This is a genomic window from Mesorhizobium mediterraneum, assembly GCF_002284565.1.
Lineage (GTDB): Bacteria > Pseudomonadota > Alphaproteobacteria > Rhizobiales > Rhizobiaceae > Mesorhizobium > Mesorhizobium mediterraneum.
This window is the reverse complement of the sequence record NZ_NPKI01000046.1, coordinates 143,490-159,155: the sequence shown is the minus strand read 5'-3', so window position 1 is coordinate 159,155 and position 15,666 is coordinate 143,490. Positions and strand designations below refer to the sequence as shown.

Sequence of the window (15,666 nt, the reverse complement as noted above, 5' to 3'; positions counted from 1 at the left end):
AGCTGCGCGACTGGAGACACTGGTGCTGGATAATACGCAGGTAGAACGGCTCGAAGCCGAGGCGGTCAACTCCGCCAAGGTCCGCCAGCCGCTGTATGCACCGCGCAAGAAGATCTTCCCCAAGCGCGCCTCGGGCAGCTTTCGCCGCTTCAAATGGCTGGTGATGGCGATCACCCTGGGCATCTACTACCTGACGCCCTGGCTGCGCTGGGATCGAGGTCCGTTTGCTCCCGATCAGGCCGTGCTGATCGATCTTGCCAACCGCCGCTTCTATTTCTTCTTCATCGAGATTTGGCCGCAGGAATTCTACTATGTGGCCGGTCTTCTCGTTATGGCCGGCATCGGCCTTTTCCTGATCACATCCACAGTTGGCAGAGCCTGGTGCGGCTATACCTGCCCGCAGACCGTATGGGTCGATCTGTTTCTGGTTGTAGAGCGTGCGATCGAGGGAGATCGCAACGCCCGCATAAAGCTCGACGCCGGACCGTGGACTGCGCGCAAGTTTGTGCTGCGTGTATCGAAACACGCCATCTGGCTGGTCATAGCGGCAGCGACCGGCGGTGCCTGGATCTTCTATTTCGCCGATGCGCCAACGCTGATTGGCGAGGTCTTCACCGGCACCGCTGCGCCGGTCGCCTACATCACCATCGGCGTGCTGACGGCAACCACCTACACATTCGGCGGGCTGATGCGCGAACAGGTCTGCACCTATATGTGCCCGTGGCCGCGCATCCAGGCGGCCATGCTCGACGAAAATTCGCTGACCGTGACCTATAATGACTGGCGCGGCGAACCTCGGTCGCGGCACGCCAAGAAGGTCCAGGCCGCGGGGCAGCCGGTCGGAGACTGCGTCGATTGCAATGCCTGTGTCGCCGTCTGCCCGATGGGGATCGACATTCGCGATGGCCAGCAGCTCGAATGCATCACTTGCGCGCTGTGCATCGATGCCTGCGATAGCGTCATGGACAAGCTCGGCAAGGAGCGCGGGCTGATCTCCTATGCGACGCTGTCCGATTACAACGCCAACATGGCGGTGGCGACAGCAGGCGGGTCTTGCTCGGTGAACCCGTCGCTCGTCCGGACCGACGGCGGCGCTTTCTCCGACAGGTTAGCCCATTTCCATATCCGCAAGATCTTTCGGCCGCGCACCTTCATCTACATGGGTGCATGGTCGGCGGTCGGCATTGCGCTGCTCTATTCGCTGCTGACGCGCGACCGGCTCGAGGTCAATGTTCTGCACGACCGCAATCCGCAGTTCGTCACGCTGTCCGACGGTTCGATTCGCAACGGCTACACCGTCAAGCTGCTCAACATGATCCCCGAGCCAAGGACGATCGTTGTCACGATGCAGGGCCTGCGGGGAGGCGAAATGAGCGTCGTTGGTATCGACCTTCCCGCAGACCGGTCCTTCGCCGTCGCGGTCGAACCCGACCGCCTGAAGATGCTGAAGGTTTTCGTGCGCCAGCCGGCGGATCAGGTCGGAAGCGCAACACAAACCTTCAAATTCCGCGTCGAGGACAAGGCGAGTTTCGAAACGGACGAATACACCGCCACCTTCAATGCCCCGGAGATCACCAGATGAGCGCCAATGCGCGACGGCCCCGCGAATTCACCGGTAGGCATATGTTGGCCACCATTCTCGCCTTTTTTGGTGTGGTCATCGCAGTCAATCTGACGATGGCGACATTCGCCAGCACAAGCTGGACCGGCCTTGTCGTCGAAAACACCTATGTGGCCAGCCAGCAATTCAACCGAAAGGCCGAAGAAGGCCGCGCACAGGCGGCGCTCGGCTGGACTGGCAAATTGACGATCTCTTCGGGGGAAGTCCGCTACAGTCTCAGCGATGCCGCCGGCAAGCCGGTTCCCTTGCGCAGTGTCAAGGTGCTGTTTCGTCATCCCGCCTACGAGGGCGCGGACAAAGCCGTTACTCTCGCCGCTGCCTCGGGCCAGGAATTTGCCGCGCAGCACACGCTAAGGGATGGCGTCTGGATCGTGGAAGTCGACACCGATGCCGGTCTGGCAGAGCCTTATCGCGAAGTTCGCCGGATCATGATTTCCCAGGGAGCACTGCGATGAGCTGCTGTGCGCCGGGCGCTGAAATGGCGCTGGATCTGAACGGAGCGACATCCAGCTTGCCATCGAGCCAGGAGATCAGGTTGGCAAGCCGCTCGCTTGGCAATGACCTTCGCCAGACCGATCTGTCGGTGCCGACGGTTCACTGCGCGGCCTGCATCCAGGCGATCGAGACGGCTCTCGGGAAGCTCGATCGCGTCGAGGGCGTTCGGGTCAACCTGTCGACGAAACGCGTATCGATCCATTGGCGTGGGGATGAGGTTCCGCCATTCGCCGCTGCACTTGGACGGCTAGGCTACCCGGCACATCTGTTCGACCCGCAGGTTGGCGAGAAGGATAAAACACTCTCGGAGCTGATCCGGGCCGTCGCCGTCGCTGGCTTTGCTGCGGGCAACATCATGCTGCTTTCCGTCTCGGTCTGGTCAGGCGCTGAAGGGGCTACGCGTGACCTGTTCCATTGGGTCTCGGCGCTGATCGCCATCCCGGCGCTCGCCTTCGCCGGCGGCATCTATTTCCGCTCGGCATGGAACGCGTTGCGTCATGGTCGCATGAACATGGATGTGCCGATTGCGGTTGGAGTTTCGCTCGCCTATGCCATGAGCCTCTACGAAACCATCAACCATGGCGACCACGCCTATTTCGACGCGTCGGTGTCCCTGCTGTTCTTCCTGTTGATCGGCCGCACGCTGGATCACGTGATGCGAGAGCGTGCCCGGACCGCCGTGAACGGCCTTTCACGGCTGGCGCCGCGGGGCGCCACGGTGCTGCGCGAGGATGGTTCGCGCGACTACCTGCCGGTTGAGGAGATCGAACCCGGCTTGCGGCTGCTGATCACTACCGGCGAAAGGATACCCGTCGACGGCAAGATCATTCGAGGCTCGTCGGATCTCGACTGTTCACTGGTTTCCGGTGAGAGCACTCCCAGAACCGTGGCGTCAGGGGAAACCGTGCAGGCCGGCACCCTCAATCTCACAGGCCCGCTGACCATCGAGGCGACAGCCGCCGCAAAGGATTCCTTCCTGGCCGAGATGGTCCGGCTGATGGAAGCCGCAGAGGGCGGTCGCGCGCATTATCGCAGGATCGCCGACCGCGTTTCAGCGCTCTACGCTCCAGTGGTCCATCTGACGGCCTTGGTGACGCTTCTTGGCTGGATGGTGGCGACCGGCGATTGGCACCGGTCAGTAACAATCGCCATCGCCGTTCTCATCATCACCTGCCCCTGTGCGCTCGGTCTCGCCGTGCCGATCGTGCAGGTGGTCGCCGCGCGGCGTCTGTTCGAAAGCGGCGTCATGGTCAAGGATGGTTCGGCCATGGAGCGCCTGGCGGCGATCGACACGGCGGTGTTCGACAAGACAGGAACGCTTACGCTCGGACAGCCCCGGCTGGTCAACGCGTCGTCCATCGATCCGGCCATGCTGGCAATCGCTGCCGACATGGCGGCGCATTCTCGCCACCCGTTCTCAAGGGCCATAGCAGGCTGTGCGGGCTTTGCCGGTGAGCCGAAGCTCGAGTCCGTCAGCGAGCACCCTGGTTTCGGGATCGAAGCCACCGCCGCTGGCAGCACCTGGCGGCTTGGCCGGCGCGGCTGGGCCGGGTGGAAGGCCCGATCCGGCGGCGAAAGCAGATACGGCGGAACGGTTCTGACCAAAGGTGGGATCATTGTCGCGTCCTTTGTCTTCGAGGACGCGCTGCGTGCAGACGCCAGAGCGGCCGTCGGGCAATTGAACAACGCCCGGGTTTCCGTGGAAATGCTGTCAGGCGATACCGCAGCTGCCTGTGGCGAGGTCGCGGCGACGTTGGGCATCCATCACTTTGTTCCGGCGCTGCTTCCTTCGGGCAAAGTCGAGTATATCGAAACGCTGGCGAAGGACGGCCACAAGGTGCTGATGGTTGGCGACGGCCTCAACGACACCCCTGCGCTGGGCGCGGCACACGTCTCGATCGCTCCAGCCACGGCGGCCGACGTCGGCCGCAATGCCGCGGATTTCGTGTTCCTGCGCGAAAGCCTTTCGGCAGTACCCCTTGCCCTCGACGTCTCGCGAAGGGCCGGACAATTGATCCGGCAAAACATCGCCATCGCAATTGTCTACAACGCTGTTGCCGTGCCTATCGCCATCCTGGGACACGTCACTCCGCTGATCGCGGCAATCGCGATGTCGGCTTCGTCACTGCTTGTCATTGGCAATGCGCTGAGGCTGCAAGGCTTTGCCGCGAGCCAACCGGAGACGGGTCGTTCGCACGGCAAACGTCCCAGTATCGGCGCATTGGCACGATCCTCATGACGACGCTGGTCTATCTCATACCCGTAGCTCTTTTTCTCGGCGCGTTGGGTCTGTCCGGCTTCCTGTGGGCCTTGAGGAGCGGTCAATACGAGGATCTCGACGGAGCCGCCGAGCGGATCCTTATCGATCGGGACGACAGCTAGACAACTGATCGGGAGCCAAGGTGCTGATCATGACGCTGGTATGCAAACTTCGCCACTGCATGTGTCTGGCGCGTATAAGACAGACCGGACGTTTGGCCCGCCGACGTTGCTGCACCCAGAAAGTGACTCAGATCAAGGCAGGCGACGCAGGGACCTCGATAATCAGGGGAAGATATTTGAGGAGGCAGGTATGCAAGCCGAAGCCATAATGACGACACCGGTCGTCGGAATAGAGCCGTCCGCGTCGATCACCGAAGCGGCCGGGCTGATGCTCTCCAAGAAGATCAGCGGCCTGCCCGTCATTCGCAGGGACGGTACGCTAGTGGGCATCGTCAGCGAGAGTGATTTCTTGCGCCGGGGAGAACTCGGCACGAAGCGTAAGCGCTCGCGTTGGCTGGAGCTTCTTGTGAGCCCCGGGCGAGCCGCTGATGAATATGTTCAAGCCAACGGACGACGGATCGAGGAGGTCATGACAGAAGATCTCGTCACAGCATCCCCCGGGGCATCGATCGCCGAGATCGTCGAACTCATGACGCGCCGCCACGTCAAACGCATTCCGGTTGTCGATGGGGGAAAAGTCGTCGGGATCATCACCCGCACCGACCTTTTGCGTGCATTGCTCAACGTCCTGCCGGATGCGGGCCCGGCGTTCGTCGACGACGAACAGATCCGTCAGAAAATTATTGCCGAGCTTGCGACTCAGAAATGGGCCGGCAAGGAAATGATCTGCGTCACGGTGGGCAATGGCGTGGTCGAACTGAGCGGCGCGATCTTCGACGAACGCGAACGCCAGGCAGCCATCGTCGCCGCCGAAAACGTCGCCGGCGTCAAAGCCGTAAAGGATAACCTTTTCTGCGCGGAGCCGCTGTCGGTGGTGCTTGTCTCTCAGTTCAGCACTACAAGAATTTGCGGACTGCAGCATTGCGTGACCCCAGCATTCGAATTGGAAGAATGTCCGCATTGAACCTAAGTCGCAGCTACCGCTATTAATGGTCGAAGCAGCAACAAGGCGAATGCGATAAGCACCGCGCCCGCGAGCCTGTCTGCCATCTCTCCGGCTCCGTTCAGACGCCTACCGAGCAAAAGCCACATTGACCCGGTGGCGGCTGTGGTCACCAAGAGTACGATCCAGAAGAAGCCCAGTTCGTACGGCCTCGCGTCCACCGGCACGATTGCCAGACAATAGATAAAGGCTTTCGGATTGAGGGCAGTAGTTACTATAACAGAAAGGCCATCCCCGTCTTCGGATGCGTCGATCTGGTCGCGGCCTATCAGACGCAGGCCAAGAATTACGAGCCATAGGGCTGCGACCAGCTTGAGTACCTGGATGGCGCCGGACGGCAGCAAGGGTCGCAGCGAAAACCAGCAGGCTGCTGCGATCCCGTATCCACAGGCCTGTGCGACCAAGAGTGCGATCACCTTATCTCGCTTGGCCGCACCCGCCACCAAAAGAGCATTGGTTGGCCCGGGCGCAATAAAGAGCAGAAATGCTTCTAGAAGAAATAGATTGTCCAAACTGCCTGGTCCCATGGCATGCAAATCTATCGGCATAAGTTCCGTTTGCGTTCACTCGTCAGACGCATTTGTGGTGACCTTTCTAGCGTTGGCCGGCTGCGTGTTGAAGCCGTGCGATCAGGTCGCGGTTGCGGCAGTAATCCGGCGGATCATCGGCTTGCTGGTGTTCGTCGAGCCAGGTCGAGCATTCGTCCTGATGGCCGCAGGAGCGGCAGCGGTCCACCGCCCGATTGGTGACGGCTGCATGGTCCGCCACGACCTTCAATTGTCTGTCGACGCCGAGCCTCCGCATCATGCGGCCCATCAAGGCCGTCCTGGCGTCAATCGAAATCAGGTAGTCGAGAAACGTCATGTCGTTCACTCCTGCATTTTGGCAATCATTGCTACATTGGCGGCTGACGACATTGATCTTGGTCAACAGGATGCTCCGTTGCCGACTCGACAGTGGATCTTGCAAACGGGTGCGTTGTCGGTTGCCAACTTCAGAGCGCGAAAGCAGCGCCATCTTCGACGAAAACGGGTGCCGGATGGGGTTGATTCCGGCCCGTCGATTAGGGCGGTGAGTGGGTTCGACAGACCTTCAATACGACAGGAAGCGATTGATGCCGTTGTCTTCGATCAGCGTGCGGGTGACGCCGCCGAAGGCCCATTCCCGGAGGCGGCTATGGCCGTAAGCACCGGAGACGATCAGATCAGCGTGGATCGAGCGCGCAAACGCCAGCAGATGGTCGCCATCCGCCTCGCCAGTGAGCAGTTCTGTTTGTGGCATGATGCCATAGTTTTCTAGATAAGCCGCGACATCGGCGAGGCTGTATCGGGCGCTTTCGCTGCGGTCGGTTTCGATCGTGGCGACGATGACCTCATTGGCCCGGGCCAGGAAAGGCAATGCATCCGCTATCGCCCGTCGCGCCTCCCTGGTGTCTTTCCAGGCGACCAACACGGTCTTTGCCAAAACGTGTTCGACATTGCTTGCGGCAACAAGGACTGGCCGGCCTGTGCCGAGAGCAAGGCTGCCGATATCCACGGCACGATAGACATTTTCTCCCTCCTCGCCGCTGGTAACGATGAGGTCGGCCGCGCGGGCGGAGACGCTAAGGAAGCGGGTCGGGTTGCAGACTTTCTGCCCCCACTCGCTGCTGATCGAAGCAGGAACCAGCCTCTCGAATTCGGCACGCAGTTCGGCAAGCCGCTTTTCGATTTCCGTCCGCTGGATCTGCATGATCTCGCCTTCATAGACCATGCCGTCGCCGGTCGCGACGAGCGGCGGGACGTCTGCAGCCGCCAGGCCGATAAGGTGAGTCCCGAAGCGTTCCGCAAGCTCGATCCCCAACTTCACCATGGATGTAGGAGGTGCATCTACGGCAAGGTTTAGAATAATTGACTTGTAGGACATCGCGGTCGCCTTTCGCTGGAGCGCTTGAATGCGATAATGAAGTGCATCCGCCGGCACTCGACGCCTTGATGCGAGTCAAAAAACGCTACCTACCCAATCGGCCGCGGCTCGCTGTTTTGATCGGTTTGCATTGCTGGAAGAGATGTGCAGCAAAGCGATGAATGATAACTAGACTGCGTTGCGGGTTCCCCGATCAAAGGACTTCATTTGGACGACAAACAAACACGTGACTTATCAACCGGCGCTCGCGGTGAAGGGCCGGCCACGGCCGATCACGACCGGCTCTCCCTGATGTTCGAGCAGGCCCCGGGGTTCATGACGTTGATGCGTGAGCCGGGTCATGTCTTCGAATTGACCAATGCCGCCTATCAGCGCCTGATCGGTGAACGGCAGGTTATTGGAAAGTCGGTACGCGAGGCCCTGCCCGAGCTTGAAGGCCAAGGCTTCTATGAACTGCTGGACCAGGCATACGCAACTGGTGAACCCTATATTGGCCGGGGGGTGAAAGTCGCTCTTCGCAACAAGGATGACGAGCCGACCGCTGAGCATATCCTCGATTTCGTCTATCAGCCGATCAAGGCCGACGATGGTCGCATCACGGCTATTTTTGTCGAAGGCACGGACGTCAGCGAGCTTTCCTATGCAAACGCCGCCCTTCGATTGCGCGAAGATCATTTGCGCTCGATCCTGGCGACGGTGCCCGACGCAATGGTCGTCATCGACGAACAAGGCCGTATTCAGTCCTTCAGCACGGCTGCCGAAACACTGTTCGGTTACCAGTCCAGCGAAGTCCTCGGTCAAAATGTCAGTCTGCTCATGCCGTCGCCCTATCGCGAAGAGCATGACGCCTATCTGCACCGCTACCTTACTACCGGAGAGCGCCGGATCATCGGGCTCGGCCGCACGGTGACGGGAATGCGCAAGGATGGCTCGACCTTTCCCATGGAACTTTCGGTTGGTGAGATGCATCCCGGGACCGGCCGCTTCTTTACCGGCTTCTGCCGCGACCTGACCGAACGCCACAAGGCGGAAGCCAGAATACAGGAGCAGCAGCAGGAGCTTCTCCATATGGCGCGGTTTACCGCGCTCGGCGAAATGGCCTCGACGTTGGCACATGAAATCAACCAGCCGCTCACGGCCATTACGAATTACCTCAAAGGCAGCCGGCGGCTTCTCGAAAAGAGCACGGAAGAGAACGCGCCGATGTTGAGGGAGGCCGTCGAAAAAGCAGCGGAACAGGCCTTGAGGGCCGGAGATGTCATTCGCCACCTTCGCGACTTCGTCGCGAGAGGCGAGAGCGAGCGGCAGATCGAACGTCTGCCGGCGCTGATCGAGGAAGCCGCTTCGCTGGCCCTGGTCGGCGCAAGGGAAATTGATGTCCGCGTCACCTACCAACTCGATCCTGCAGCCGAACTCGTCTTGACGGACCGCATCCAGATTCAACAGGTTTTGCTCAACCTGATGCGCAACGCGGTCGAGGCAATGCAAGGCGTCCCACGCCGCGAGTTGCACGTGACGACCGTTGCCAGGGATGACGGGATGGCCGAGGTGAGTGTGATCGACACTGGCACGGGCCTGGCGCCGGAGGTCTCGGCTCAGCTTTTCCAGCCATTTGTCACCACCAAAAAGCAGGGCATGGGCGTTGGCCTCTCCATTTGCCGCACTATCGTCGAATCGCACGGTGGTCACATCTGGGCCGAGGCAATGCCCGCTGGAGGAACCGCTTTCCGGTTTACCCTGCGCATCGTGCAGAAGGAAGAAGTCGCCAATGGCCAGTAACGATCTTGTGCATGTGGTCGACGACGACGTCGAGGTTCGCAAGTCGCTTGGTTTTCTTCTGGCGACGGCGGACTTCGCCGTGCGCCTATACGAATCGGCGTCGGCTTTTCTGGCCACAGCGACGGGCAATCTCGACGGCTGTATCGTGACGGACGTTCGCATGCCCGGCATTGACGGGATCGAGTTCCTGCGACAGCTCAGATCCCGCGGACATTCGATCCCGGTCATTGTCATGACCGGTCATGCCGATGTTGCGCTCGCCGTTCAGGCGATGAAAGAAGGTGCCGCCGATTTCATCGAAAAACCTTTCGACGACGTTATTCTGATCGATGCGATCCGCTCTGCGTTGGGCAACCGCAACCAAGTCCATGCAGCTCACCCTCAATCCGCCGAGATACGTGCTCGCTTGTCGACATTGTCGGAGCGGGAGAAGCAGGTGCTGGACGGGCTGGTGTCGGGCCTGCCCAACAAGACGATCGCCTACGATTTGGGGATCAGCCCACGAACAGTCGAGATCCACCGCGCCAATGTCATGAGCAAGATGAATGCAAGCAGCCTGTCGCATCTCGTGCGGATGGCACTGATTGTCGAATCTCAAGCCTAAGGGTGGTCGCTAAGGGCGTCGCTCTTGCCGGCCGCAACCCGCTCCGGCGCCCACTCTCTCCAATGGGTCGGACGGATGTCGATACGCGCACCGGTCGCGGCATTCTTCCAGCCCTCCGTCCCTCGTATGCAGGGAAATACGAGCGCATGCTCGCCATCCTCGTCGAAGACGGCCAGTTCGAGATTGCGACCAAACGGAGCGCTTAGGATTGGCTTCCACATCCGCCTAGGATGCGCAGAGACAGCAAGCGCGCCTTGATCTGGATCATTTTCCGGAGTCGCCGAATGCGCGACTATGCGCCTCGCCGCCTGCGAGCCGGGCCGAAAGCACCCAGCAGGCCGCGAGACGTAGGAGATCGCACCGATGCTGATCCGCACACTTTCCGCGCTGGAATGTACGAAATTGCTGACAGCAAATCGTGTAGGCCGCCTGGCGTGCGCGAAGGACGGGCAACCCTATGTCGTGCCGTTATACTATGCGCATGCAGACAACCATCTGTACGCGTTCTCGATGCCTGGCAAGAAGATCGACTGGATGCGAGCCAATCCGCTTGTGTGCGTCCAGGTCGACGAACACGGCCAAGGCCGAGGATGGAAAAGCGTTGTTGTCGACGGCCGATACGAAGAGCTGCCTGATAGGGTCGGTCACAAGGCTGAGCGCGACCATGCATGGACTGTGCTAAGCAAATACGCGAACTGGTGGGAGCCAGGCGCCCTCAAACCCGTGATACCTCCGATTTCAGACAGCGCGCCGCATGTTTTCTTCCGAATCCTGATCCAGCAGGTGTCGGGCAGGGAAGCAGGCGAGTAAACTGCCGCCCATGGATCCACTCATCGCCCGGCTGGGACTGGCCTTGGCAATTGGCCTGCTCGTCGGACTGGAGCGTGGCTGGCGGGAGCGAGGCGCTCCCGACCGCAGCCGTACGGCTGGAATTCGCACTTTCGGCATATCCGGCTTGCTCGGCGGCATTCTCGCAGCTCTGGCGGAAGCGCTTGGCGCGGTTTCAGTGCTGGTGGGAGGATTTGTCGCCTTCGCCGCGATCTTTGCGTGGTACAAGGCGCGCGAGGCGGCTCATGACAAGGATTTCAGCGTTACGGCAGTGATCGCCGCGCTCGGCGTTTTCGCACTCGGTGCGCTATCGGTCGCCGGTGACTATCGTGTTGCCGCTGCCGGAGGGGCTGCACTTGCGGCGGTCCTTGCCAGTCGCGAGATCCTGCACGGGCTCTTGAAGCGACTGACCTGGATCGAACTGCGCTCGGCGCTGATCCTGGCGGTGATGACGGCGATCGTCTTGCCCTTACTGCCAAACCGGACGATGGATCCTTGGGGCGGCTTCAACCCCTGGGAAATCTGGTTCCTGACGGTGCTGATGGCATCGATTTCGTTCGCCGGCTACGTTGCCGTCCGCGTTCTCGGAACCACACGTGGTCTGCTTGTCAGCTCGCTCGTTGGTGCAATCGTTTCGTCCACAGCGGTGACCGCGGCGCTTGCCCGCAACGCCGCGTCAGCGGGCGACGCTCTGCCACTCGCCGGAGCAGCTTCGCTGGCTGCGATGGTTTCGGTGCTGCGTGTTTGTGCCGTGGTTCTGATCATCGAGCCAAGCGTGTTTACGTCGGTCGGTATCCCGGCCATTGCTGCTGCGCTTGTTTTCGCTGCCTGCGGCGCAATCCTGTTGATCCGCAGCGGCGAGGACAGCAAAAGTGGCGGGCTTGCGCGAAACCCATTCGAATTGGGTCCGCTGCTGCTCTTCGCTCTGCTCTTTGCAATCGTCGCGACTGCGAGTGCAGCGTTGGCAGCTCAATTTGGCGGGCGCGGCTTGCTGGCGACCTCGGCGCTAGCCGGTGCGTTCGATGTTGATGTCTCGGTGCTCGGTGCGTTGCGTCTGGTCAAGCAGTCGGTTCCCGCCGAGACGATCGGGCAGGCCGTGCTGGTGGCGCTGGCGGCAAACGCGATCGGCCGCCTGTCATTGGCGGTATCTGCCGGTCCGATCGGGTTCTGGTTGCCTTTGGCCGGTGCAACCCTGATAGCTGCCGCAGTTGGTTATTTCGCCATGGCGCTGTGTGGCGTCTGAGCCCATTCAGATTCTCCACCACGTCTGTGACTTGGCTCTAGGTAGTTCCCCGTAGGGACATAACCGAATTTCGCAGCCTGCGGATTCGGGCGATTGCTGTGACACGGATTAACCGGGGAAACAGCCATGCACGCCTACACGACCTCGCGAATCGCAGCACAGTCACGGACGCCTCAGCCGCACCCGTCGGAGGTATTCCATCCGGCACTGCTGCAGCCACTCAGCTTCTTCTCCGCTGGTGCCGAAATCTATGCTCAGGGGGAAAAGGCTGGGGCCTTCTACCAGGTCGAGTTTGGCGCCGTGCGCATCTATCGCCTGCTCGCCGACGGCCGCCGGCAGATCAGTGCTTTCCACCTGGCTGGAGAGACTTTCGGCTTCGAAGCCGGCACGACGCATCATTTCTTCGCCGAAGCGGTCATCGCCACTGGCATCCGCGTCTTTCGTCTTGCCGCTGGGGCTGACATGTCTGGTCAACTGCTGCCGTTGGCGCTCAAAGGCCTGACAAGAGCACAGGAACACCTCCTGGTTCTAGGTCGCCAGAACGCCACAGAGCGCGTCGCGGCGTTCCTGGTCGATATGGCGGAGCGCCAAGGGGATCTGCGCCAGGTCGAGCTGCCGATGTCTCGTATGGATATCGGCGACTATCTCGGCCTCACCATCGAGACCGTGTCGAGGGTTTTCACCAAGCTGAAGGAAAGAGGCGTCATTCGTTTGATTAACCTGCGTTGCGTCGAAATCGTTAAGCAGGACGCGCTGCACCTTATGAGTGAATGAGTCCAACTCTGGTTATAGCAAGGAAACGCGCGGCTATGGGGGGAGCGAATAGGCTTCGAGCAATACGACCCGGGCCCCTTGCCGTTCCCGGCGGACAAGCCACTTTGCAGCACCATCGGCGACTCGATCGGCCCGAGATCAGCCGAATGACGAGCGCTTTGGAGTCTTTTGAGCCTTCGGCCGAAGGCAGAACCGCCTAATTGCACGTCGTTACCGCCGATTGCCGCATGCATCGTTCCAAGGTCTTTTGAAACCAGGGGTCTGGAGCTAGGTGTGACGGGTGCCATCAACGAGACGGAGAAAATTGACGAACGGGCCCAAAACCATTTCCTTCAAAACTAGCGGACTTAACCGACAACGTTCAATTCGATCTCGAAGAATTAAGCGTAAGTAATTCATATTTAATATTTTGGTGGGCCCGGAGGGACTCGAACCCCCAACCAAGCGGTTATGAGCCGCCGGCTCTAACCATTGAGCTACAGGCCCCACACGCGGCTGGATTAATGTTTTTCCCCGAGCCGCACAAGGCTTTCCTAACTGGCTGGCCGAGATCGCCCAAATCAGCCCATATTCAGACATTAGAGCGACGTGCGTCCACTTAGACGCACAAAGTACGCTCTAACGCTTTGAATCTACGCATCGTGCTTTCCGAAATCGATTCCGATTTTCGGGCCGACGCGGTAGTCGACAAGCGCGACTGGATCGCAGACCGAGGAGATTTTTATGACCAGACATCTTTTGCCCTTGGCGCTCGCCGCCGCAATCGCTTTTCCGGCGATGGCCGGCGCGGCCGATTCGCCGCCCCCGCCCCGCATCATCGTCACCGGCGAAGGCGAAGCGACCGCGGCCCCCGATCTGGCGCTGCTGACGCTCAGCGTCATGCGCGAAGCCAAGACCGCGCGCGCCGCGCTCGATGCCAACAACGACGCCATGGCATCCGTGATCGCAGCTATGAAGTCGGCTGGCATCAAGGAGCGCGACCTGCAGACAGCCGGCATCCAGATCAGCCCGCGCTACAACTATACCAACAAGCCGGACGGCAGCCAGGAAGCCGAACTCATCGCCTACCAGGTGACCAACACACTTTCGGTGCGTATCCGCGACATCGACAAAACAGGCGAGATTCTCGACAAGGCGGTATCGCTCGGCGTCAACCAGGGCGGCGGCATCTCGTTTTCCAACGAGAACCCGGCTGCCACCGTCGCCGAAGCCCGCAAAAAAGCGGTCGCCGACGCCATGGCCAAGGCCAAGACGCTGGCCGAAGCCGCCGGCGTCAACGTCGGGCGCGTGCTGGAAATCACCGACCAGAACGTCGCGCCGCCGCCGATACCGATGAACGCCAAGGCCTTCGACGCGGCCCGCGCATCGGTTCCGGTGGAGGCCGGCGAGAATTCCTACACGGTGCAGGTCACCGTCACTTTCGAGTTGAAGTGACCGTCGCCTGAAGGTCCGGCCCGTAGTTCAGCGTGGCTGAAGCGCGGGCAACCGGCAACATCGATCCTACTGCATCAAAAAACCCCGGAGGACTGATCCTCCGGGGTTTTTTCGAGCCGCACCCTTCCGTCTCAGCGGAAAGGGGCTCTGCTACTCCAGACCGACCTTCGCAGAAGGTCGTGTCTCCAGACCGACCTTCGCAGACGGTCATGTCCAAGCTGATCTTCGCAGAAGATCATGCTTCTGAGCTGATCCTTTCCGAAGCGGATTCGGAAAGATCATCCTTAAACAAGACCGCCGTTGCCGGTCGGCAACGTGCCGAACACTTACCGGTAGATAACTGGGCAGCCGCGCTCGTTGGCGAACACGATCACCACCCGATCGCCATACTGACGGCCCGCGACCTTGACCGTACGGCGGTTGACGTCGATGATGCGGGCGCGGCGCAGGCCCATGCGCTCGGCTTTGTTGACAGCGCGCTCCGGCGAGCAGGACCGGCGCCAGTAGCGGTCGCGGTCACGGCGGCGTTCGCGGTAGAAACCATCGTCGTCGCCGGTATAGACGCCGACGCGCGGATCGTCGTTATTGCCGAAGCCGAGATAGATGCTATCTGCATGAGCAGTGGCGGGGATAGCGGCAAGCGTGCCGAGGCTGATAAGCGCCGAAAGGGTCGCCGTCTTGATCGTGTTGAACATTGTCTTCTCTCCTTGTTCAGGGCTTCCGCCCGTCTGATCGAACCAATGGGCCGAGAACCAATACGCCTTGGTCGAACCGATGGGGAGGAGAATGCGCCTGCGTATCTGAACTTTTTACGAACCGGCCGTTCATTTCGGGTTCATGTGGCAACAAGAAATCGTTGCGCAGTCTTCTCCGCAATCCGGCTCTGAATCCTGGCCGGTTCTGAATTATCTGGCCGGTTCTGAACCATTTGGCCGGTTCTGAACTGAACTATTTGGCCGGTTCTGAACCATCTCGACAGAAACCCCCTGTCGCGCAGCCGGTTCCGGGACTTAAGGCCCGGAACCTAGGGCTCATCGTCCAGCATGTGCTCGAAATAGTCGTCCGGCTCGGCAAGATCGGTCTCGCTGGCGCTGACGCGGCCGCGCATCGAAATGCCGGCCTCATGCACCGTCTCGGCACTTCCCGACACCAGCCTGTGCCACCAGTAGAGATCGTGGCCCTCGGCGACCAGCCGGTAGGCGCAGGTTTTGGGCAGCCAGCTGATGGTGCGTACATTCTGCGGCGTCAGCCCGACGCAGTCCGGGACCCGCGCCAGCCGGTTGGCATAGTCCGAGCAGCGGCAAGTTTCGGCATCGAACAGCCGGCAGCCGACGCTCGTCCAGTAGATCTCGCCGCTGTCTTCGTCCTCAAGTTTCGACAGGCAGCATTTGCCACAGCCGTCGCAAAGCGATTCCCACTCGGCCGGCGTCATCGCTTCGAGCGACTTGGTTTTCCAGAACGGCGTTTCCATCGACGGGATGTGGCCCCCGCTGGCGCCAAGGTCAAGCACCACGACAGGCGTAAACCCTGCCAGCACCATAGGAATGACACGAAGTCGCCTTCAAAACGCCGGCCAATCGCCCTTCGCGGCCGTTAAT

The 15,666-nt window shown here is 60.6% G+C and carries 16 protein-coding genes and 1 tRNA gene; 11 read left to right on the top strand and 6 right to left on the bottom strand.

All coding sequences use genetic code 11. The annotated features are described in order from the left end of the window. Nucleotides 1-22: 22 nt before the first annotated feature. The 5 genes from ccoG to CIT25_RS31330 all read left to right on the top strand — a co-directional run bounded on the left by ccoG (nt 23) and on the right by CIT25_RS31330 (nt 5,462). Nucleotides 23-1,582, top strand: a complete 1,560-nt coding sequence (gene ccoG / locus CIT25_RS31350; protein ID WP_095488970.1) for a cytochrome c oxidase accessory protein CcoG — start codon at nt 23-25, stop codon at nt 1,580-1,582. Continuing rightward, complete coding sequence (locus CIT25_RS31345) at nt 1,579-2,076, top strand: FixH family protein (protein ID WP_095488969.1); 498 nt, start codon at nt 1,579-1,581, stop codon at nt 2,074-2,076. The genes ccoG and CIT25_RS31345 overlap by 4 nt, the downstream gene beginning before the upstream one ends. Further along, nucleotides 2,073-4,355: a cation-translocating P-type ATPase gene (locus CIT25_RS31340; RefSeq protein ID WP_095488968.1), complete on the top strand. Its 2,283-nt coding sequence runs from the start codon at nt 2,073-2,075 to the stop codon at nt 4,353-4,355. Before CIT25_RS31345 ends, CIT25_RS31340 begins: the two co-directional genes overlap by 4 nt. Beyond that, nucleotides 4,352-4,498 carry a cbb3-type cytochrome oxidase assembly protein CcoS gene (gene ccoS / locus CIT25_RS31335; protein ID WP_095488967.1) on the top strand — a complete coding sequence of 49 codons (147 nt, stop codon included), beginning with the start codon at nt 4,352-4,354 and terminating at the stop codon, nt 4,496-4,498. The genes CIT25_RS31340 and ccoS overlap by 4 nt, the downstream gene beginning before the upstream one ends. A gap of 190 nt (nt 4,499-4,688) precedes the next feature. Beyond that, on the top strand, nt 4,689-5,462 hold the full coding sequence (locus tag CIT25_RS31330; RefSeq protein ID WP_095488966.1) for a CBS domain-containing protein: 774 nt from the start codon (nt 4,689-4,691) through the stop codon (nt 5,460-5,462). Between the two features lie 2 nt (nt 5,463-5,464). Here the strand turns inward: CIT25_RS31330 and CIT25_RS31325 are convergent, their stop codons facing one another. The 3 genes from CIT25_RS31325 to CIT25_RS31315 all read right to left on the bottom strand — a co-directional run bounded on the left by CIT25_RS31325 (nt 5,465) and on the right by CIT25_RS31315 (nt 7,406). Next, nucleotides 5,465-6,013 (bottom strand): hypothetical protein, encoded by a 549-nt coding sequence (locus CIT25_RS31325; protein ID WP_095489235.1) that lies wholly within the window; start codon nt 6,011-6,013, stop codon nt 5,465-5,467. A gap of 82 nt (nt 6,014-6,095) precedes the next feature. Further along, entirely contained in the window at nt 6,096-6,365 is a 270-nt protein-coding gene (locus CIT25_RS31320; protein WP_095489234.1) for a DUF6455 family protein, read from the bottom strand. Nucleotides 6,366-6,593: 228 nt separating this feature from the next. Continuing rightward, nucleotides 6,594-7,406 (bottom strand): universal stress protein, encoded by an 813-nt coding sequence (locus CIT25_RS31315; RefSeq protein ID WP_095488965.1) that lies wholly within the window; start codon nt 7,404-7,406, stop codon nt 6,594-6,596. Nucleotides 7,407-7,697: 291 nt separating this feature from the next. Between CIT25_RS31315 and CIT25_RS31310 the strand changes: the two genes are divergently transcribed. The 5 genes from CIT25_RS31310 to CIT25_RS31285 all read left to right on the top strand — a co-directional run bounded on the left by CIT25_RS31310 (nt 7,698) and on the right by CIT25_RS31285 (nt 12,634). Further along, on the top strand, nt 7,698-9,185 hold the full coding sequence (locus CIT25_RS31310; protein ID WP_245330103.1) for a PAS domain S-box protein: 1,488 nt from the start codon (nt 7,698-7,700) through the stop codon (nt 9,183-9,185). Then, on the top strand, nt 9,175-9,789 hold the full coding sequence (gene fixJ / locus CIT25_RS31305; RefSeq protein WP_095488964.1) for a response regulator FixJ: 615 nt from the start codon (nt 9,175-9,177) through the stop codon (nt 9,787-9,789). The genes CIT25_RS31310 and fixJ overlap by 11 nt, the downstream gene beginning before the upstream one ends. 363 nt (nt 9,790-10,152) lie before the next feature. Continuing rightward, a complete protein-coding gene (locus CIT25_RS31295; RefSeq protein ID WP_095488962.1) occupies nt 10,153-10,599 on the top strand; it encodes a pyridoxamine 5'-phosphate oxidase family protein in 447 nt (148 codons plus the stop codon). Nucleotides 10,600-10,609: 10 nt separating this feature from the next. Further along, nucleotides 10,610-11,860, top strand: coding sequence for an MgtC/SapB family protein (locus CIT25_RS31290; protein ID WP_095488961.1), 1,251 nt, complete (start codon nt 10,610-10,612; stop codon nt 11,858-11,860). A gap of 126 nt (nt 11,861-11,986) precedes the next feature. Then, nucleotides 11,987-12,634, top strand: a complete 648-nt coding sequence (locus CIT25_RS31285; RefSeq protein WP_095488960.1) for a helix-turn-helix domain-containing protein — start codon at nt 11,987-11,989, stop codon at nt 12,632-12,634. Between the two features lie 410 nt (nt 12,635-13,044). Here the strand turns inward: CIT25_RS31285 and CIT25_RS31280 are convergent. Continuing rightward, nucleotides 13,045-13,120 (bottom strand) — tRNA-Ile (locus tag CIT25_RS31280). 237 nt (nt 13,121-13,357) lie between these two features. Between CIT25_RS31280 and CIT25_RS31275 the strand changes: the two genes are divergently transcribed. Continuing rightward, nucleotides 13,358-14,068 (top strand): SIMPL domain-containing protein, encoded by a 711-nt coding sequence (locus CIT25_RS31275; RefSeq protein ID WP_095488959.1) that lies wholly within the window; start codon nt 13,358-13,360, stop codon nt 14,066-14,068. A 326-nt stretch (nt 14,069-14,394) separates the two neighbouring features. On the opposite strand, the gene CIT25_RS31270 is transcribed toward CIT25_RS31275, so the two are convergent. Continuing rightward, nucleotides 14,395-14,763, bottom strand: a complete 369-nt coding sequence (locus tag CIT25_RS31270) for a hypothetical protein (protein WP_095488958.1) — start codon at nt 14,761-14,763, stop codon at nt 14,395-14,397. Nucleotides 14,764-15,092: 329 nt separating this feature from the next. Further along, nucleotides 15,093-15,539, bottom strand: coding sequence for a YcgN family cysteine cluster protein (locus CIT25_RS31265; RefSeq protein ID WP_095489233.1), 447 nt, complete (start codon nt 15,537-15,539; stop codon nt 15,093-15,095). Nucleotides 15,540-15,666: the final 127 nt, after the last annotated feature.